This window comes from Mesorhizobium atlanticum (assembly GCF_003289965.1).
GTDB lineage: Bacteria > Pseudomonadota > Alphaproteobacteria > Rhizobiales > Rhizobiaceae > Mesorhizobium > Mesorhizobium atlanticum.
In genome coordinates, this window is sequence record NZ_QMBQ01000003.1 from 615,587 (window position 1) to 634,447 (window position 18,861).

An 18,861-nucleotide genomic window follows, 5' to 3' on the forward strand; every position below is an offset into this window, starting at 1 on the left:
AATGCCCATCCATGAACATCGCCCAGAACATCGCTGCCGGCCTCGACCGGATCCTCACCATGGAAGTGGTGCGCGTCACCGAGCGGGCCGCCGTCGCGGCGGCCAGGCTGCGCGGGCGCGGCGATGAGAAGGCTGCCGACCAGGTGGCGGTCGACGCAATGCGCCAAGAGCTCAATCGCCTCGCCATCAAGGGCACGGTGGTGATCGGCGAGGGCGAGCGCGACGAGGCGCCCATGCTCTATATCGGCGAGGAGGTCGGCACCGGCAAAGGCCCGGCGGTCGACATCGCGCTCGATCCGCTGGAAGGCACCACGATCTGCGCCAAGAACCTGCCCAACGCGCTTGCGGTCATTGCCATCGCGGAAAAAGGCAGCCTGTTGTTCGCTCCCGACGTCTATATGGACAAGATCGCCATCGGCCCCGGCTATCCGGAAGGCCTGATCGACATCGACGCTTCGCCGGCCGAGAACCTCGCCAACCTGGCCAAGGCCAAGGGCGTAGGCGTGTCCGACATCACCGCCTGCATCCTCGACCGGCCGCGTCACGCCAAGCTGATCGACGCCGTGCGCGCCACGGGTGCGGCGATCCGGCTGATCGGCGACGGCGATGTCGCTGGCGTCATCCACACAACCGACCCTGACGAGACCGGCATCGACATCTATCTCGGCACGGGCGGCGCGCCGGAAGGCGTGCTGGCCGCGGCCGCGCTGCGCTGCATCGGCGGGCAAATGCAGGGCCGGCTGATCCTCGACACGCCGGAGAAGGTGGCGCGCGCCGAAAAGATGGGCATTTCCGATCCGAAGCGCGTCTATCGCGCCCAGGACATGGCGCGCGGCGACGTGCTGTTCGCGGCGACCGGCGTCACCGACGGCAACCTGCTCGACGGGGTGAAGTTCGGCCGCACCTTCATCACCACCCACACCATCGTGCTGCGCTCGTCCTCGCGCACGGTGCGCGAGATCAAGGCGCGCCACCAGGATCTGGATAAGTTCTGATTTCGCCCACTTGAGCGCCACCGAGGCGTTCCGGGGAAGGACCTTCCACACTTATCCCCGGATTGCTCGCTTACGTCGAATTGCTCCTGCCGTCGCATATTGATATCTGGCCAAGATGATGTGCAGACGGCGCGTCGCATGACGGGCGAGAAACGGTTCTTCCTCGATGTCAGGCAGTCGGCGACCGGTGTTTCCTGGCAACACCGGCTGACCGAGCGGCAGGACATGGCCGCCTTGGCGATCGCGCAGGGCCACGGCGTGCCCGATATCGTCGCGCGGGTGCTTGCCGGGCGCGGCGTCAGCGCGGAGCAGGCCGAGCGCTTCCTTGACCCGACCATTCGCGAGCTTCTGCCGAATCCGGCATCGCTGACCGATATGGAGAAAGCGGCGGCGAGGCTAGCCGACGCGATCGTCGCCCGCGAGAAAGTGGCGATCTTCGGCGACTACGATGTCGACGGCGCCGCCTCGTCGGCGCTCATCAAGCGCTTTCTCACGCATTTTTCGGTGCCGTCGGAAATCTATATCCCGGACCGCATCTTCGAGGGCTACGGACCCAATCCGGAAGCGATGCGCGAGCTGATCTCGCGCGGCGCGAAGCTGATCGTCACCGTCGATTGCGGCACCAACAGCGCGACCTCGATCGAGGCGGCCAGGGAAGCCGGCGCCGACGTCGTGGTGCTCGACCACCATCAGGTTGGCGGCCCGCTGCCGGCGGCGAACGCGGTGGTCAATCCCAATCGCGAGGACGATTTGTCGGGGCAGGGGCATCTGTGCGCCGCCGGCGTCGTCTTCCTGTGCCTTGTCCAGACGGCAAAGCTGCTGCGCGAAAGGCTGCCGAACGCCGAGCCGATCGATCTGCTTTCGCTGCTCGACCTCGTGGCGCTGGCCACGGTCTGCGACGTGGTGCCGCTCACAGGGGTCAACCGTGCCTTCGTGGTCAAGGGGCTGCAGGTGGCGCGCCAACAGAAGAATGAAGGGCTGGCGGCGTTGGCGCGGGTCTCGCGCATCGGCGAGCCGATCAACACCTTCCATCTGTCCTTCCTGATCGGGCCGCGCATCAATGCCGGCGGCCGCATCGGTGATGCCGCGCTCGGCAGCCGGCTTTTGGCCACCGACGATCCCGTCGAGGCGGCAAGCATCGCCGAGACGCTCGACCGGCTGAACCAGGAACGGCAGCAGATGGAGCAGGAGATGCTGGCGCAGGCACGCGCCGAGGCCGATGCCGAGCTTGCCGGCGGCAACGGTCCCGCCGTCATCGTCACGGCCAGCAACAGCTGGCATCCGGGCATTGTCGGGCTGATCGCGTCGCGGCTCAAGGATTATGCGCGCCGGCCGGCCTTCGCCATCGCCTTCAATTCGACCGGCATCGGCACGGGCTCCGGCCGTTCAGTGACCGGCTTCGATCTCGGCCGCCTGGTCCGCGAGGCGGCGGACGCCGGGCTGATCGTCAAGGGCGGCGGCCATGCAATGGCGGCCGGCATCACCGTCGAGCGCGCCAAGCTCGGCGAACTGCGCGCCTTTTTCGAGGAGCGCGCCGCGGCCGATGTCTTCCGGCTGCAGAACGAGGAAAGCCTGGCGATCGACGGCGCGCTGGCCGCGGAGGGCGCCACGATCGCGCTGCTCGATGCGCTGGAGAAAGCCGGTCCGTTCGGCGCCGGGCACATCGCGCCGGTATTCGTGCTGCCGCGCCACCGGCTGACCGACGCGCGTGCGATCGGAACCAATCATATTCGCGTCGACCTGCAGTCGCAAAGCGGCGGCAACATCCAGGCGATCGCTTTCCGTGCCGTCGACACCGCGCTGGGCGAATTCCTGTTCAAGAACAGAGGCAGGACCGTGCACATAGCCGGTTCGCTGTCGGGCAATTACTGGAACGGCAACCGGACGGTGCAGTTTCGCATCAGCGATGCGGCGCTCGCTTAAGGTATTTCAGACCAGAACGGACTGCAGCCGGGTCAGTTCGCTGATCTGGGACATCGTCGCTTGATAGCCGAGGCTGATCGCCTCGTCGGCGCGGTGGAATTCCGTCAGGCCGATATGGCTGAGTTTCGGCTGCAGCGACATGTCGGGCGGATCTCCGGCCAGCCTGGCGCGCGAAATCCGGTCCTGGATGATATTGAAGGCCTCGACCATGACGCCGGTGATGCCAAGGCGGCTCTGGTGTGATTGAGGGTTGACCTGGCCGGGGCGCGGCGCGTCTTTCTCGACGACCAGCTCGCCTGCGCTGTGCTTGATGACGGCGGCCCGTCCAAACAGGTCGTAATGCAGGTTGACCGCCACGACGAGCGGCTGCTCGTAGGCGCGGCAGACCGAGACCGGCACCGGATTGACCAGCGCGCCGTCGACCAGCATGCGGCCGTTGCAGGCGACCGGCTCGAAGACGCCGGGCAGCGCATAGGAAGCGCGCATGGCGGTGACGAGCGAGCCACTCGACAGCCAGATCTCGTGACCGGTGCGGATTTCGGAAGCAACGGCGACAAAGGGTTTCGACAGGTCGTCGAAGCGGACGCCGTCGAGATGCTCGCGCAAGCGCTGGTCGAGCTTCAAGCCGCCGAAAAGGCCACTGCCGCGCAGATTGAGGTCGAGTAGACCGAAGATGCGCCGCTTGGTCAGGCTTCTGGCGAACTCCTCCAACTCGTCGAGCTTGCCGGCAAGGTAACAGCCGCCCACCAGGGCGCCGATCGAGGTGCCGGCGATCATCGAGACTTCGATGCCGGCCTCGTCGAGCGCGCGCAGCACGCCGATATGGGCCCAACCACGCGCGCAGCCGCCGCCAAGTGCCAGCGAAATCCCGGTTTTGCTGCCAGGCTTAGGATCTGGCAAGCCGCCGGACGATGCGGGGCCATTGGCCTCCCGAACGTCAGGTCTGCTACGCAATGACGCCCATTCGAGCATCATGATCTCCCTTGTCCCATATCCCTTCTACCACAAGGATATTTGAGAATAGTGAATCTGAGTGGTTTGTGAATATTGAATGGTTCACACCGGCTTCCGATACGTCTTATCCGCATCGAACAGCGGCTTGCTGCCGTCGCCGGCAAGCGTCGCTTTGCCGTCATTCAGCCCCACCGTCCGATAAAAACAAGAACGCCGTCCGGTGTGGCAGGTTGCGTCGTGGCCCAACACTTTGACGCGCAACCATATCGCGTCCTGGTCACAATCCGTGCGCATCTCCACGACCTGCTGGAAATTGCCCGAGGTCTCGCCCTTCTTCCATAGCGCGTTGCGCGAGCGCGACCAGTAGTGGGCAATGCCGGTCTCGAGCGTAAGCGCCAGCGCCTCGGCATTCATATGCGCGACCATCAACAGCATGCCGTCGCCGGCGTCGGTGACGACGACGGTGACGAGGCCCGCGGCGTCGAAGCGCGGAGAAAGGACGGAGCCTTCCTCCAGCACTTTCTTGTCTGACGGAGCTTTTGGAAATTCAACTGCCGACATCGCCGGTCCTTATGTGTTTTGGCCGGCGACGGCCGGCAAATCAGCCGCCTGCGCGCACCATGGTGACGAAGCGGACCTGCTCCTCGGGCGTATCCTTGAAAACGCCGGTGAAGGTTGAGGTCAGCGTGGTCGAGCCCTGCTTGCGAATGCCGCGCATGGCCATGCACATGTGCTCGGCCTCGAGCATGACGGCGACGCCGCGCGGGTTGAGCACGTCCTGGATGACGCCGGCGATCTGCGCGGTCATCGCTTCCTGCGTCTGCAGGCGATGCGCGAAGATGTCGACCACACGCGCGATCTTCGACAGGCCGACGACCTTGCCGTCGGGCAGATAGCCGACATGCGCCTTGCCGATGATCGGCACCATATGGTGCTCGCAATGCGAATGGAACTTTATGTCCTTGACGATGACGAGGTCGTCATAGCCGGCCACTTCCTCGAAGGTGCGGCCAAGCTCGTCGGCCGGGCACATGTCATAACCGTTGAACATTTCGCGGAAGGCTTTGGTGACACGCTTCGGCGTATCGACCAGCCCTTCGCGGTCCGGATTGTCGCCGGTCCAGCGCAACAGCGTGCGCACGGCGGCTTCGACCTCGGCTTCGCTCGGCCTGTCGGTGACGGGCTTGTCCAGATATTCGGACGGGGGCATGATTTTCTTGATGACAGCATCCATAAAGGCGTCTCCCGTAGTCCCACTCAAAGGTGGGACGAGTTGAACGGACCATGACCTTTTGGGTGAAAATCGCCCATTTCCATCCCGCAAGCGGCGTGAGCAGTCGGGCAACGAAGGCAGCTTCCGGCCGCCTTGTCGATGCCCGACTGCCATCATTATATATGGTCCCAGCAGAGCGAAAGGAAGACGCGGGAGCGGCAAACCCTGTTCGCTGGGCGGCGACGGATTGGAAAAATATGATCGACGACGTCTACAATGCGAAAATTCTCGGCTTCGCCGGAAACATCGGGCGGATCGGCCGGCTTGAAGACGCCGACGCGACGGCCAGGGCGCACTCCAAATTGTGCGGGTCGACCGTCACCGTCGACCTCAAGATGGACGGCGACGTGGTGACCGATTTCGCCCATGACGTGAAGGCCTGCGCACTCGGCCAGGCCTCGTCGTCGATCATGGCCCAGCATGTGGTCGGCGCCAGCGCCGGCGAATTGCGCGCGGTTCGCGAAACCATGCTGAAGATGCTGAAGGAAAACGGCGCGCCGCCGGAAGGCCGCTTCGCCGACCTCAAATATCTGGAGCCGGTGCGCGACTACAAGGCGCGCCATGCCTCGACCATGCTGACCTTTGACGCGGTGGTCGACGCGATCGGCCAGATCGAGAAGAAGCGCGCCGGACAGGCGGCTTGAGGGCAGGGCTTAGGCCGCTCCCCTGGTCATGGCGAATTCGCTTCGGATCCAGTCGGCGAACGCCCTGGCGGGTTCCGGCAGATCCGACAAGCTCCTGGCCACCAGCCAGTAGGCGCCGGAAGCGACATCGATTGCGAACGGCTTGATCAAAGTGCCTGACGCGAGTTCCTCGCCGACCTGCAGGAGATCGCCGAGCGCCACGCCATGACCGAGCAGCGCGGCCTGCTTCGAAAGCGAGACATCGGCCAGCATCGGGCCGCGCGCTGGCACGGCATCGGCGGGCACGCCGGCCGCCTGGAACCAGCGTGCCCAGCCCTGGCGGTTTTCCTCATGCAGCAGCGTGTAGTGGCGAAGGTCGATCGGCTTTTCCAGCTGAGGCCCCGATGCCAGCAACGCGGGCGACAGGACCGGTGAATCGACGGTCGACGCCAAACGCTCGGCCTCGCTGCGCGGCCATGAGGTGGCGTGGGCACTGAAACGCAAGGCGAGCTCGGGCTGGTCGCTGCGGAACTCGATCGGCCGTGGATCGACTTCAAGGGACACATCGATGTCAGGCCGCAACTGGCGAAAGCGATTGAGCCGCGGCACCAGCCACACCGCGGCGAGCGACGGTTCGACGCTGACGCGCACGACGGCTTGCGCCGGCGCGGCCGCGAGCTCCGAAAGCACGCGATCGATATCGTCGAAGCTTCTGACCAGCCGGCCGAGCAGCCGATGTCCCGCATCTGTCAGTTCAACGCGGCGATGGAGGCGCAGGAACAGCGGCCTTCCCAGAAAGGTCTCGAGCTCGCGGATCTGCCGGCTGATGGCGGCCTGCGAGACATAAAGCTCCTCTGCCGCCCGGCTGAAGCTCAAATGCCGGCCGGCCGTCTCGAAGCTTCTCAATGCCGTCAGCGGCAGGCGGCCCCGCTTCATTCGCATAACCTCAAGTTATCCGAGGCGGAAATTATACTCGTTTGAGGAGGAAGGCCAGCGCGCGGTCTAATCCGTGTCGAAGGAGACAGCCATGAACGAGTTCCTGGCCATTTTCGGCGACGTGATACGGATAGCGACCTTCCAATGGCACGGTGGAGTCGTGCGCCGAGGCCACCATGACTGTCACGGTCTGTCCCCTCACCATCGCCCATGGAGCGACAACCATCCCATCCGGCGCTCTAGGCCTTGAGGGCATTGCGTTTCAGCGTCGAAGCCCACATCTATCGCGCAGTGAAACAGGCTGCGGAGCGATGGGCGACCATTTCGAGCACACGCACGGCACCCGGCCGATCCAGCGCGGGCGCAATTGGCCGGGGCCTTGGCGCAGGACGCCCGGGCGCATTCTGGGCACGTCGCTCGTGCGCCTTTATCAGCTGACGCTCTCGGGCTTCGTCGGCAACAGCTGCCGGCACCTGCCGACCTGCTCCGAATATGCGCATGAGGCGATCGCCCGCCACGGCCTGTGGGCCGGCGGCTGGATGGGGCTGTTCCGGGTGTTGCGCTGTGGGCCATTCGGTACGCATGGCATCGACCGCGTGCCGGAGACGCTTGCGGCGCGCTATGTCTGGTTCATGCCCTGGCGCTACTGGCAAATCGGCAAGAAGCGCGGCCACCCCGAAACCTGACTGCCTCGCCGTCACGCGGCCCGGATTTTAACGGTTCGGTAGGGTTAACGCGAAGCTGCACAAACATTGCCAATTTGAGACAAAATCGAGACAAGTCGCCTCGCTAAGCCGCTCCCGCAATCTCATACCGGAGTGACTTCACCATGCGCCAGATGGACCGCTATCCCTTCATTTTTGCCATCGTCCTTTTCCTTCTGGCCTGGATGCTCGGTTTGCCGGTGCGAGCGCAATCGGCGCCGCTCAACGACATCCGCTGCACGCTGATCCAGGACGCGCAAGGCGGCGCCACGCTTTACCAGGATGGCGTCTGCGACCAGCGCGTCAGCCCGGCCTCGACGTTCAAGGTGCCCCTGGCGCTGATCGGCTATGATGCCGGAATCCTAAGCGACGCGCACACGCCGAGCTGGGACTACAAGCCGGAATTCAAGGCGGCGAAGCGCGACCAGAAGAGCGTCGATCCGACGATCTGGCAACGCGATTCCATCGTCTGGTACTCGCGCGAGATCACACGGCGGCTCGGCGCCGAGAAGTTCGCCGGCTACGTTTCGAAATTCGGCTATGGCAACAAGGATGTCTCGGGCGATGCCGGCAAGGATAATGGGCTGACGCAATCCTGGATCAATTCCTCGCTCGAAATATCGCCGGTCGAGCAGGCGGCGTTCCTGCGCCAGCTAGTCGCCGGCAAGATGCCGGTGTCGGCGAAGGCGCATGAGATGACCAGGGCGATCCTGCCGACCTTCGCGGCAGGGGACTGGACGGTGCAAGGCAAGACGGGCAGCACAAGGCTCGGCCAGGACGGCAAGCGCTCGCTCGGCTGGTTCGTCGGCTGGGCCGAGAAAAATGACCGTCGCATTGTCTTTGCAAGGCTGGTCGTCGATGCCAAGCGTACCGACATGCCGAAGGGTCTCGCGACGCGAGCAAGCTTTCTCAAAGACCTGCCGCAACTGGTGAAGTAGTTTTTCTCAGACGCTGCGGCGGGCGCGCAGGATGTGCCCGCCGGAATTGCTTTTCGTGCTCGGGGACCTGGCAAAACGGGCGGCGATGTCGCCGCTGTCGAGATCCTCGATGTCATCGAAGCCGAGATCGGCGAGCGATTTCGCCAATTCGTCGGGAACAAAGAAACTGATCCACGGCTCCCCGACCGCCGCGACGCGCGCCGCGTAGAAGGCAAGCGTCGCCCGACCCGTCGCGCCACGATTCTCGGCCGGCTCGCTGTAGTCGAAGACGACCTCCGAGCCTGCGATGCCGGCAATGTAGTCAAGCGTGGCAAAAATCGCTTCGCGCGTCAGATAGGGCACGACTCCCAGCCAGAGGAAGAAGGTCGGCTCGGTCGTTTTCAGACCAGCCGCCGCCAATTCGCCTGCCAGACTCTGGCGTTCGAAATTGATCGGCACGAAGGCGGCGCCGGCCGGCTCGGCAAGACCGGCCTCGGCGATGCGTTGGCGCTTCCAGGCCTGTGTGGCCGGATGATCGACTTCGAACACCGCGAGGCCCGGATACGGATTGCGCAGCGAAAACGTGTCGAGGCCGGCGCCGAGCACGACGACTTGGGCGACGCCGCGCCGCACCGCCGCCGCCAGCCAGTCCTCGGCAAGGCGAGTGCGTGAGGCAACGAACAGGCGCATGCGGCGGCCATGTTCGTCTTCCTCCGAAAGTTCCCCGGCGCCCGGCGCGGCCTCGCCCAGAATCGCGAGCGCATAAGGATCGCGAAACAGCGCTGCCTGCGGTGAGAATTGATGAAGGGCCCGCAAGCGCGCGACGCGCAGGGCGGTTCGGCTGGATGATGCGTCTTCCATGCCTATATTGAAGCCGCGTCGCGCGGCGTTCACAAGCCCGCGCGAAGCGTCTGCGACATCGCTGGCGACATTTCCTGACGGCTGCTCTTTACCTGGCGCGGCACTGCCTCTAAAACCGCGCCGCCGGCCATCATCCCCTTGATTGGCGCCTCCGGCTAACCCTCTGCATGCCGCAACGCATCCTGCGGCCCGCACTTTCACCACCCGCGCTCGTTTGCGGGACTGGATAGGAGAACCCTGATGCCGAATTCCGTTTCCCTGACATTTCCCGATGGCTCCGTCCGCGAGTATGACGCGGCGCTGACCGGTGCTGCCCTTGCCGAATCGATCTCAAAGTCGCTGGCCAAGAAGGCTGTCGCCTACAGCCTCGACGGCACCGTCCGCGATCTCTCCGATCCGCTCGGCACGTCCGGCAGGGTCGAGATCATCACCCGCGAGGATCCGCGCGCGCTGGAGCTCATCCGCCACGATGCGGCGCATGTGCTGGCCGAGGCCGTGCAGGAACTGTGGCCGGGAACGCAGGTGACCATCGGGCCGGTGATCGAGAACGGGTTCTATTACGACTTCGCGCGCAACGAGCCGTTCACGCCGGACGATTTCCCGGTGATCGAGAAGAAGATGCGCGAGATCATCCAGCGCAACAAGCCGTTCACCAAGGAAGTCTGGTCGCGTGAGAAGGCGAAGAAGGTCTTCGCCGACAAGGGCGAGCGCTACAAGCTCGAGCTGATCGACGCCATTCCCGAGGATCAGGACCTCAAGATCTACGCGCAGGGTGACTGGTTCGATCTCTGCCGCGGTCCGCACATGGCCTCGACCGGGCAGATCGGCAATGCCTTCAAGCTGATGAAGGTGGCGGGCGCCTACTGGCGCGGCGACTCGAACAATCCGATGCTGACGCGCATCTATGGCACAGCCTTTGCCGATCAGGCGCAGCTCGAGGCCTATCAGACGCTGCTGGAAGAGGCCGAGAAGCGCGACCACCGCAAGCTCGGCCGCGAGATGGACCTGTTCCATTTTCAGGAAGAGGGGCCGGGCGTCGTCTTCTGGCATGCCAAGGGCTGGAAGATGGTGCAGAACCTGATCAACTACATGCGCCGCCGCCTCGACGAGCATGGCTACCAGGAAGTCAACGCGCCGCAGGTGCTGGACAAGAGCCTGTGGGAGACGTCGGGACACTGGGGCTGGTATCGCGACGCGATGTTCAAGGTGACTGTCGCCGGCGACGACACCGATGACGACCGCGTCTTCGCGCTGAAGCCAATGAACTGTCCCGGGCACGTGCAGATCTTCAAGCATGGGTTGAAGTCCTACCGCGAACTGCCCGTGAAACTTGCTGAGTTCGGCAATGTGCATCGCTACGAGCCGTCCGGCGCGCTGCACGGGCTGATGCGCGTGCGCGGCTTCACGCAGGACGATGCGCATATCTTCTGCACCGAGGAGCAGCTCGCCGCCGAGTGCCTGCGCATCAACGATCTGATCCTGTCGACCTATGCCGATTTCGGTTTCGAAGAGGTCAGCGTGAAGCTGTCGACGCGGCCGGACAAGCGCGTCGGCACCGACGAGGCCTGGGATCATGCCGAGGCGATCATGAGCAATGTGCTGGATACGATCCGCACGCGCTCCGGCAACCGCATCAAGACCTCGATCAATCCGGGCGAGGGCGCCTTCTACGGCCCGAAATTCGAATATGTGCTGAAGGACGCCATCGGCCGCGAATGGCAGTGCGGCACCACGCAGGTCGACTTCAACCTGCCGGAGCGCTTCGGCGCTTTCTATATCGGCTCGGATTCTGAGAAGAAACAGCCGGTCATGGTGCATCGCGCCGTGTGCGGCTCGATGGAGCGGTTCCTCGGCATCCTGATCGAGAACTATTCCGGCCATTTCCCGCTGTGGTTCGCGCCGCTGCAGGTGGTGGTGGCGACGATCACCTCGGATGCGGACGAATACGCCTTGAAAGTCGTCGACCGGTTGAAGGCCGCGGGGCTGCTCGCCGAAGCCGATCTTCGCAACGAGAAGATCAACTACAAGGTGCGCGAGCATTCGCTCGCCAAGGTTCCGGTCATCCTCGTCTGCGGCAAGCGCGAGGCCGAGGAGGAAACCGTCAATGTCCGCCGACTGGGCTCCCGCGACCAGGAATCGCTCAAGCTCGAGGATGCCGTGAAGCAGCTTTCCGATGAGGCGGTCTCGCCCGACCGCAGGCGCCGCGCGGCCTGAGGGCTAGCATGAGTCAAATGGCGGTGGCCGGTCCACCGCCATTTTCATACGCCTGTCACGCCAGCCTTGTAACCAGCCGCCATGCTCAAGCTGAAACTGCGGGAACGACGTTTTCCCGAGCTTTCCTACGCCAACCCGGATCAGCCAAGGCTGACGCGGTGGTTCATCCATTCCGTCGAGGGCCTGTCGGGCCGCGACCGCTATGCGGTGCTCTATGACTTTTGGCGCCGCCAGGTGGTGCCGACCGGCGATCGCGTGTTCAGCCGCATGTTGGAGTTGATCGACGTCAAGATCCACAACGCCGTTCAGTGGCCGCCGGCAGCCTTGCCGGAGACGCCGCTGGTCATCATTGCCAACCATCCCTTCGGCATCGGCGACGGCATTGCGGTGCTGTCGCTTGTCGAGCAACTGGGCCGCCCGTTCCGCGTCATGATCCACAAGGACCTGCTCAGGATCCGCGAGATGGAGCCCTATTCGCTGCCTGTCGATTTTTCCGAGACGAAGGAAGCGCTGAAGAACAACATGGCGATGCGCCACGAGGCGGTGCGGCTGCTGAAAGAAGGCGTCACGATAGTGATCTTCCCCGCAGGTGGTGTCGCCACCGCGCCCAAGGTCTTCGGTCGTGCCATCGACCTGCCATGGAAGATGTTTCCGGCAAAGCTGGTGCAGGAGGCCAAGGCCTCTGTGATCCCGATGCATTTTTCCGGCCAGAACGGTCGGTTGTTCCACCTCGTCAGCGGCCCGATGAACATGGCCGAGCGCGATAACCGCGTGGCCAAATTTATCGGCAGGACATCGCTGACGCTGCGCCTTTCCTTGCTTATCCGCGAGTTCGCCCGGCTGTCGGGCAAGGCGATCGAGGTGCGCGTCGGCGATGTGCTGAGATGGAGCGACCTCGAGCCGCTGCGCGACCGCAAGGCGCTGCTCGATCGCCTCTATCGCGCAGTCTTCGACCTAGCGACGCCTTCTGCGCAGCGCGGCCGCGTGCCGTTCCTGCCGAAGCGGATGCGCAGGGCAGCCTGACAGCCCGGATGTGTCAGTCCGCGCCTTCCTCGGGATCGATGGCGGACTGTTCATTGGCCAGAACCTCGATTTCCTGGTTCTGCCCGGCAACGACCGTGAAATCCTTCTGATAGATGCGGTCGCGGTTCTTGGCGATGATGGTGTACTGGCCCTCGGCCAGCACCATCGAGGCGAAGGCGCCGACGGCTTCCTTGATCGGGTCGCCGCTCTCGTTGAGCAGCGACCAGGAGGTGTCGGCGATGGCTTCACCGCCGGGCTCGCGCACCAGCTTCATCGTCATCTCGGCGGCGCGGTGCTCGACGGTCGCCTCGGTCAGCTTGCCGGCCTCGACGCGGATATCGGAGCGGATCACGGCGTTGACCGCGCCATAGGTGGAAACGACATGGTAGGTGCCGGCGTTCAGCCGCACCACCGTGTTCGGCGCGACGTCGGGGGCGATGAGCGCGCGGTCGCCATTGGCGGCGGGATGGTCTTCATAGATCGAGAAGCGCAGTTTCTTCGACTGGATAGGCGCGCCGCCCGATGTCACCGCGTCGAGCTTGAGGCCGCCGGCATCGAGGACAAGGCTTTCACGCCTGGCGTCCTTGCCGACAGTGATGCGCTTGGTGGCGCCGGCGCGTCCATAGGAGGCGTGGACGAGATAGCTGCCGGGGTCGAGTTGGAACACAGCCGTGCCCCCATGGGCGGACGCTACCATCGGCAGCTTGCCGTCGCTGGACGGCTGCGGCTTGAACACCCGCCAGACAATGCCGCGGGTGATGTCGGCGCCCTTGTCGGTCAGTTGCGCCGACAGGGTGATGGCGCCGCCATTGCCCAGCGCCAGCGGTGCTCCTGTCTTCGGCGTCGCGTAGCTCGAAATGCCTGGAAGCTTGATGTCACCGACATCGTTCGCGTTCTGGGCCAGCGCGAAGGAAACCGGCACTGCGAACAACGCAGCGACGAGCGCGATCACGAAAAGGCGCAGTGTCCCCTCAAACATGCCTTGCGTTGAAGCCCAAGCCGGTGGCAATTTCAAGGCCTAGAAGCGCGTCGCCCCGCGCGGCAGCTTCTTATCCGGCGCAAAACGCCACCGCCCGAGCCGCCCGACATCCCGATGGCGTGCTTCAGCTCAAAATTGAATACTATAGAATGCTGAGGAGACTTGCGCCCATGGCGTCGCCGATCATCGACTTCCTGCTCACCCGCAATTCCGCGCCGATCCCGGACCTCAAGGAGCCGGCGCCGAGCGATGCCGAGATCGCGACGATGATCGCGGCCGCCTCGCGCGTTCCCGACCACGGCCGGCTCGAGCCCTGGCGCTTCATCCTTTATCGCGGTGAGGCGCGCATCGAGATCGGCAAGAAGCTAGCCGCACTTGCCGAGCAGCGCGAGGGGCCGTTGCCGGAGGGCCGACGCAACCAGGAACTGGCGCGCTTCTCGCGCGCGCCGCTGGTGATCGGTGTCGTCTCGGTGCCGAAGGAGAATCCGAAGATCCCGCAATGGGAGATGTTCCTGTCGGGCGGCATGGCGGCCATGAACCTGATGATCGCGGCCAACGCGCTGGGCTTTGGCACCAACATGATCAGCAACTGGTACTCCGATGTGCCGGAGGGCAGGGCGATCCTCGGGCTCTCGCCGCAGGAGCGCGTCGTCGGCTTCGTTCATATCGGTTCCTACCAGGGCCCGGCGCCGGAGCGGCCACGGCCCGATCCAGCCAAGCTCTATGCCGACTACACCGGTCCCTGGGCGGGGTGAGCGGCCTAGGGACGCCGCGAATGAGCGTGGGGCAGCCCACGATCCTTCGATGCGCCCGCGCCGACCGCCGAATTGGAACGGCGCGCTGTCATGACGGCGCGCACGTAGCCGGGTTCACCGATCCGGATGCTGCCGTCCGGCAGTCCTAGAATGCGGTCAAGCGCGATCTCGTAGAGCCTGACACGCCTTTCCAGGGCCTGGATCGCGATGTCCATGTCGGCATCGCTGCCGCCGGCGAACGCCTTGGCAACCACATCGTGGGTGGCCAGGCCGAACTGCATGACGATGTCGGCAACGCCCTCGGGATCGAAAGTCCGGAATGTTCCGTCTTCGACGCCCTGGCGGATGATCTCCACCAGGATCGGCGAGAAGGACTTGCTCGCGGCTAGGTTGATGCGGTGGAAAAGCACCAGGTTTTCCGCGCGAAACAACGTCTCGAAAAGCGCCCATGCTTCCGGCGCGGTTTCGATCTTGGCCTGGCGCGACTGCGCCAGGAGCGCGTTCAGGCGCCCAAGCGGATCAAGGTCCGGATCGTCGAGAATCTTCTGGACACCGGCCAGTGCCTGCCTGGCGAAACGCTCCGCCAATGCCTCCAGCAGGGCCTCCTTGGAGGCGAAATAATGATAGAAGGCGCCCTTTGAGACGCCGGCGGCCGCGATGACGTCGTTGAGGCTCGCTTTGTCGTAGCCGTGCGTCAGGAACAGGGCCTGGGCATGGTCCAGCAGTTCTTCGCGCCTGATGTCCGGATGCTTGATGATGCGAGGCATAGCGAACCTTGTGCATGCGGCGGCCGTTCTCGTCCAGAGTGCCGGGCGTGCCTTGAGTTGTAGACCATCGGTCGGTATAATAGACCGACGGTCGAATTCGACCAATAGCGGCGGGGACGTCACGGAAGGTTGGTCATGATCTCGAGATTGGTTTTCCAGACATTCGTATGGTTCGGCGTCATGGGGGCGCTGATGTTTCTGTCGGCCGGCACGCTGCACTGGACCGCAGCCTGGGTGTACATAGTCGTGATGGTCGGACTGAGCCTTACCATGGGCGTGGCACTCGCCCGGCGCGATCCAGGCCTGATGAACGAACGCCTTCGCCCTCCGATCCAGAAGAACCAGACAGCGGCCGACAAGATATTGCTGAGCATATTGCTGGCCGGTATCTTCGCCTGGCTCGCCCTGATGGGGCTCGACTACCGTTTCGGCTGGTCGGAAACTCCCGTCTGGGTGCAGGTGGTCGGCATGCTGGTCCTGCTCGTCGGCATCTGGATCTGCTATCTCACGATGCTGGAAAACAGTTTCGCGGCGCCTGTCGTGAAGATCCAGGACGAGCGTGGACAGAAGGTGATCACCACCGGTCCATACGGCTATGTCCGCCACCCCATGTATGCGGGCGCCATACTTTATTTCGCCGGCACCGCGCTGCTGCTTGGTTCCTGGTGGGGGCTGGCATTGGTCCTCGTCTTCATCGTCCTGCTCGCCATCCGCACCTTCATCGAGGAAAAGACCTTGCGGACCGGGCTGCGGGGCTATGACGATTATGCCGCGCGCGTCCGCTACAAACTGATCCCGATGGTCTGGTAATCTCAGGCAGATGTGCCCAATGCCTTGGCGCGGGCCAGCAGCCTTTCGGCCAGCCGCAGATGCGGCCGGTCATACATCTTGCCGTCGATGCCGACGACGCCCGGGTTTCCCGCCGCCGCGAAGGCATCGACGATCGCCCGAGACCGCTCGACCGCTTCGGCGGATGGCGTGAAGGCGGCGTTGATGACCGGCACCTGCGCCGGATGGATCGCCATCTTGCCGGCGAAGCCGTCGCGCTCGGCCTCGCGGCATTCTTTCTCGAAGGTGGCCATGTCGCGGAAATCGGGAAAGACGGTGTCGATGGCAGCGACTTCCGCCGCGCCAGCCGCCAGGATGGTCATGGTGCGCGCCAGGCGAAACACGTCGGTATAGCGGCCGTTCTCGTCGCGAGCCGCGCGCGCGCCGATCGCGGCGGACAAGTCCTCCGCGCCCCAGGTCAGGCCGGCAAGCCGTGCGCTGGTTCCGGCATAGCTGGCCGCCGCCAGCACGCCCGCCGCGGTCTCGGTGATGATCGGCAGGATTCTTATAGCGCCGTCCGGCAGCCCGTTTTCGGCTTCATGCACCCGCAGCTTCGCCGCCAGCTGCTGGACGTCCTGCCCGCTGTTCGACTTGGGCAGCATTATGCCGTCGGGCTTTGCCGGGACAAGAGCCGCGAGATCGTCGCCGGTGAGTCCGGTGGAAAGGTCATTGACCCGGACAAAGACGGCGGGACCTGTCCGGTGTCTTTTGTCGGAGATGAAACCGGCCGCGGTCGCGCGCGCCGCAGCCTTGTTCGCGCCGGCGACGGAATCCTCGAGATCGACGATGACCACGTCGGCGCCGGCTCCGAATCCCTTTTCCAGCTTGCGCTCGGAATCGCCGGGCACGAACAGCAGCGAGCGCATCAGGCCGCCTTCTTCAGCATCATCGCCTGCCTGGTGCATTTGGCGACAAGAACGTCGTTTTGATTGTAGGCGCGGTGCTCGAACTCGACGATGCCGCGATCGGGTTTCGATTTGGACTCGCGCACGGAGACAACCGTCGTCTCGACCCGGATAGTGTCGCCGTGGAAGACGGGATGCGGGAACACCGTTTCCTTCATGCCGAGATTGGCGACGGTGGTGCCGACGGTGATGTCGTTTACCGAGATGCCGATCATCAGGCCCAGCGTGAACAGCGAATTGACCAGCGGCTTGCCCCATTCGGTTTTCGCGGCGAAGTCGAAATCGATGTGCAAGGGCTGCGGGTTCAGCGTCATGACTGAAAACAGCATGTTGTCGCTCTCGGTCACAGTCTTGCGCAGCGTGTGGTGGAAGATATGGCCGACGGCAAACTCTTCCAGATAAAGCCCGGCCATGATCGATCTCCTCCAATTCCACCGCTTGATAGGCGTTGCCTGAGCGTCCATCAAGCCGGTTAAGAAACATGGTGAACCGTTCGTAAACCATTTCCAGCCTACCGTTGATAACGGGGCCGGGGACATTCCGGCAGGGGCGCAGCTGGTCGGCATGGTTGTTTCGCACTTTCTAAAATGGATTGATACGGCAAGGGTTTCCGAGCGCGCCGCCGCCGCGAGCGCGCTGGCGCGCGCCTACATCAATTCCGATCTGCCGTTCGAGGATCGCTGCGCCGCCGAGGCGGCGCTGACGCTACTTCTCGACGACGCTTCCGCCAAGGTGCGCCTGGCGCTCGCCGAGGCGCTGTCGATGAGCCATCACGCGCCGCCGCAGGTGATCAGCGCCCTGGCTGCCGATCAACCGGAAGTGGCGGCGCTGGTGCTGGCGCGTTCGCCGCTGCTTACCGATGCCGATCTTGTCGAGCGCGTCGCGTGCGGCCAGAAAGCGACGCAGACGCTGATCGCCAACCGCCCGGTGGTCTCGATGTCGCTGGCGGCGGCAATCGCCGAGATCGGGGAACCGGAAGCCTGTGCCGCGCTGGTCGGGAACAGCGGCGCGGAGATCGCTTCGCTCAGCTTCCGCCGCATGGCCGAGCGTCATGGTCATCTGCCGCTGGTGCGCGAGGCGCTGATCGCCGATCGACGCCTGCCGGCCGACTGCCGGCATATGCTGCTGGTCAAGCTCGGCGAGTCGCTGAAGGGGTCGCCGCTGGTGCTGGCCATGATGGGCGCGGCGCGCGCCGATCGCGTCATGCGCGATGCCTGCGTAAAGGCCTCGGTGACGCTGATCGAGGGAACGCGCATGGAAGAGCATGCCGCGCTGATCGAGCATCTGAGACTGCGCGGCGACCTCACCGCCAGCTTCATCATCCGCACCATTGCCCATGGCAAGGTCGACTTCTTCGGTTCGACGCTGGTGGCGCTTGCCCGACAGTCCGAGCAGCGGGTAACGGCGCTTCTGGCCGGCGGGCACGACGTGGCGCTGCAGGCGCTGTTCCGCAGCGCCGGGCTCGCGCCGGCCACACATGCCGTCATCCTGCGCGCGCTCAAGATCTGGCGCGAGGTTGCCAATGGCCGACGTGTCGCCGGCGTGCAGGAAGTGAGCTGGCTGATGCTGAAGGAACTCGGCGGCCAATCGGCCGAGGGCGATCTTGCCGGGCTGGTGAAGTCGATCCATCTCGACGCGCTGCGCGAAAACGCGCGCGGACATGCGCTGGCGATTGCGGCGGCCTAGGGTACGTCTTATTCAGGTCTTAGCCGAGTTCCTGAGCGAGGCCGATGAGAAGCCCTTCAGGTCCGCGTATGTAGCAGAGCCGATAAACATCCTGATAGCGGACCACCTCGCCGACGAGCTCGGCACCGCGCTTGCGGAGCCTCGCCAGCGTGTCGTCGATGTCGTCCACGGTGAACATGACGCGGAGATAGCCCAGGGCGTTCACCGGGGCATTGCGGTGATCCGCCACGACCGGTGGCCTGAGGAATCGGGACAGTTCCAGCCGGCTATGGCCGTCCGGCGTGCGCATCATGGCGATCTCGACATGCTGGTCGCCCAGTCCGGTGACACGTCCGGCCCATTCTCCTTCGATCGTGGCTCGCCCTTCAAGTTCAAGGCCGAGCTCGCGAAAGAAATCAATCGTCCCGTTGAGGTCTTCGACGACGATTCCGACGTTGTCCATCCGTTTGAGCGCCATGTGTCCAACCTGAAAAGTGTCAACCAATCCAACAAGGAACCATTTCCAAACCGGTCGGACT

Annotated in this window: 20 protein-coding genes; 10 read left to right on the forward strand and 10 right to left on the reverse strand. The window is 64.2% G+C overall.

The genetic code is table 11. The features are described from left to right. The first annotated feature begins 11 nt into the window (after positions 1-11). Together glpX and recJ are read left to right on the forward strand one after the other, a co-directional pair. Positions 12-995: a class II fructose-bisphosphatase gene (glpX, locus tag DPM35_RS12670; RefSeq protein WP_112127807.1), complete on the forward strand. Its 984-nt coding sequence runs from the start codon at positions 12-14 to the stop codon at positions 993-995. 138 nt (positions 996-1,133) lie between these two features. Continuing rightward, positions 1,134-2,918 carry a single-stranded-DNA-specific exonuclease RecJ gene (gene recJ / locus DPM35_RS12675; protein WP_112127587.1) on the forward strand — a complete coding sequence of 595 codons (1,785 nt, stop codon included), beginning with the start codon at positions 1,134-1,136 and terminating at the stop codon, positions 2,916-2,918. Positions 2,919-2,924: 6 nt separating this feature from the next. Here the strand turns inward: recJ and DPM35_RS12680 are convergent, their stop codons facing one another. The 3 genes from DPM35_RS12680 to folE form a co-directional block, all read right to left on the reverse strand. Then, the gene (locus DPM35_RS12680; RefSeq protein ID WP_112127808.1) at positions 2,925-3,890 is read right to left on the reverse strand and encodes a patatin family protein; all 966 of its coding nucleotides are present in this window, start codon (positions 3,888-3,890) and stop codon (positions 2,925-2,927) included. A gap of 84 nt (positions 3,891-3,974) precedes the next feature. Then, complete coding sequence (gene hisI, locus DPM35_RS12685) at positions 3,975-4,433, reverse strand: phosphoribosyl-AMP cyclohydrolase (protein WP_112127588.1); 459 nt, start codon at positions 4,431-4,433, stop codon at positions 3,975-3,977. A 40-nt stretch (positions 4,434-4,473) separates the two neighbouring features. Next, a complete protein-coding gene (folE, locus tag DPM35_RS12690; RefSeq protein WP_112127589.1) occupies positions 4,474-5,106 on the reverse strand; it encodes a GTP cyclohydrolase I FolE in 633 nt (210 codons plus the stop codon). Positions 5,107-5,342: 236 nt separating this feature from the next. Here folE and DPM35_RS12695 point away from each other — a divergent pair, with 236 nt between their 5' ends. Continuing rightward, complete coding sequence (locus DPM35_RS12695) at positions 5,343-5,789, forward strand: iron-sulfur cluster assembly scaffold protein (RefSeq protein ID WP_112127590.1); 447 nt, start codon at positions 5,343-5,345, stop codon at positions 5,787-5,789. A gap of 9 nt (positions 5,790-5,798) precedes the next feature. Here DPM35_RS12695 and DPM35_RS12700 read toward each other — a convergent pair whose 3' ends face one another. Continuing rightward, entirely contained in the window at positions 5,799-6,704 is a 906-nt protein-coding gene (locus DPM35_RS12700; protein ID WP_112127591.1) for a LysR substrate-binding domain-containing protein, read from the reverse strand. Positions 6,705-7,015: 311 nt separating this feature from the next. Here DPM35_RS12700 and yidD point away from each other — a divergent pair, with 311 nt between their 5' ends. Both yidD and blaOXA read left to right on the forward strand, forming a co-directional pair. After that, on the forward strand, positions 7,016-7,390 hold the full coding sequence (gene yidD, locus DPM35_RS12705) for a membrane protein insertion efficiency factor YidD (protein WP_112127592.1): 375 nt from the start codon (positions 7,016-7,018) through the stop codon (positions 7,388-7,390). 143 nt (positions 7,391-7,533) lie between these two features. Then, complete coding sequence (blaOXA, locus tag DPM35_RS12710; RefSeq protein WP_112127593.1) at positions 7,534-8,346, forward strand: class D beta-lactamase; 813 nt, start codon at positions 7,534-7,536, stop codon at positions 8,344-8,346. 6 nt (positions 8,347-8,352) lie between these two features. Here blaOXA and DPM35_RS12715 read toward each other — a convergent pair whose 3' ends face one another. Further along, entirely contained in the window at positions 8,353-9,387 is a 1,035-nt protein-coding gene (locus DPM35_RS12715; RefSeq protein ID WP_245431517.1) for an SAM-dependent methyltransferase, read from the reverse strand. A 39-nt stretch (positions 9,388-9,426) separates the two neighbouring features. On the opposite strand from DPM35_RS12715, the gene thrS reads away from it, so the two are divergent. Both thrS and DPM35_RS12725 read left to right on the forward strand, forming a co-directional pair. Then, positions 9,427-11,400: a threonine--tRNA ligase gene (gene thrS, locus DPM35_RS12720; protein ID WP_112127594.1), complete on the forward strand. Its 1,974-nt coding sequence runs from the start codon at positions 9,427-9,429 to the stop codon at positions 11,398-11,400. An 81-nt stretch (positions 11,401-11,481) separates the two neighbouring features. Continuing rightward, on the forward strand, positions 11,482-12,423 hold the full coding sequence (locus DPM35_RS12725; RefSeq protein WP_112127595.1) for a lysophospholipid acyltransferase family protein: 942 nt from the start codon (positions 11,482-11,484) through the stop codon (positions 12,421-12,423). 13 nt (positions 12,424-12,436) lie between these two features. On the opposite strand, the gene DPM35_RS12730 is transcribed toward DPM35_RS12725, so the two are convergent. Further along, positions 12,437-13,402 (reverse strand): hypothetical protein, encoded by a 966-nt coding sequence (locus DPM35_RS12730; RefSeq protein ID WP_112127596.1) that lies wholly within the window; start codon positions 13,400-13,402, stop codon positions 12,437-12,439. 170 nt (positions 13,403-13,572) lie between these two features. Here DPM35_RS12730 and DPM35_RS12735 point away from each other — a divergent pair, with 170 nt between their 5' ends. Then, the gene (locus tag DPM35_RS12735) at positions 13,573-14,157 is read left to right on the forward strand and encodes a nitroreductase family protein (RefSeq protein WP_112127597.1); all 585 of its coding nucleotides are present in this window, start codon (positions 13,573-13,575) and stop codon (positions 14,155-14,157) included. A gap of 5 nt (positions 14,158-14,162) precedes the next feature. Here DPM35_RS12735 and DPM35_RS12740 read toward each other — a convergent pair whose 3' ends face one another. Beyond that, positions 14,163-14,924 (reverse strand): TetR/AcrR family transcriptional regulator, encoded by a 762-nt coding sequence (locus DPM35_RS12740; protein ID WP_245431518.1) that lies wholly within the window; start codon positions 14,922-14,924, stop codon positions 14,163-14,165. A 135-nt stretch (positions 14,925-15,059) separates the two neighbouring features. On the opposite strand from DPM35_RS12740, the gene DPM35_RS12745 reads away from it, so the two are divergent. Beyond that, a complete protein-coding gene (locus DPM35_RS12745) occupies positions 15,060-15,734 on the forward strand; it encodes a methyltransferase family protein (RefSeq protein WP_112127810.1) in 675 nt (224 codons plus the stop codon). Between the two features lie 2 nt (positions 15,735-15,736). Here DPM35_RS12745 and DPM35_RS12750 read toward each other — a convergent pair whose 3' ends face one another. Both DPM35_RS12750 and DPM35_RS12755 read right to left on the reverse strand, forming a co-directional pair. Then, a complete protein-coding gene (locus DPM35_RS12750; RefSeq protein WP_112127811.1) occupies positions 15,737-16,618 on the reverse strand; it encodes an HpcH/HpaI aldolase/citrate lyase family protein in 882 nt (293 codons plus the stop codon). Beyond that, positions 16,618-17,070 (reverse strand): MaoC family dehydratase, encoded by a 453-nt coding sequence (locus DPM35_RS12755; protein WP_112127598.1) that lies wholly within the window; start codon positions 17,068-17,070, stop codon positions 16,618-16,620. The genes DPM35_RS12750 and DPM35_RS12755 overlap by 1 nt, the downstream gene beginning before the upstream one ends. Positions 17,071-17,221: 151 nt before the next feature. Here DPM35_RS12755 and DPM35_RS12760 point away from each other — a divergent pair, with 151 nt between their 5' ends. Next, a complete protein-coding gene (locus DPM35_RS12760) occupies positions 17,222-18,343 on the forward strand; it encodes a DUF2336 domain-containing protein (protein ID WP_112127599.1) in 1,122 nt (373 codons plus the stop codon). A 19-nt stretch (positions 18,344-18,362) separates the two neighbouring features. On the opposite strand, the gene DPM35_RS12765 is transcribed toward DPM35_RS12760, so the two are convergent. Continuing rightward, complete coding sequence (locus DPM35_RS12765; RefSeq protein ID WP_112127600.1) at positions 18,363-18,800, reverse strand: VOC family protein; 438 nt, start codon at positions 18,798-18,800, stop codon at positions 18,363-18,365. Positions 18,801-18,861 lie beyond the last annotated feature (61 nt).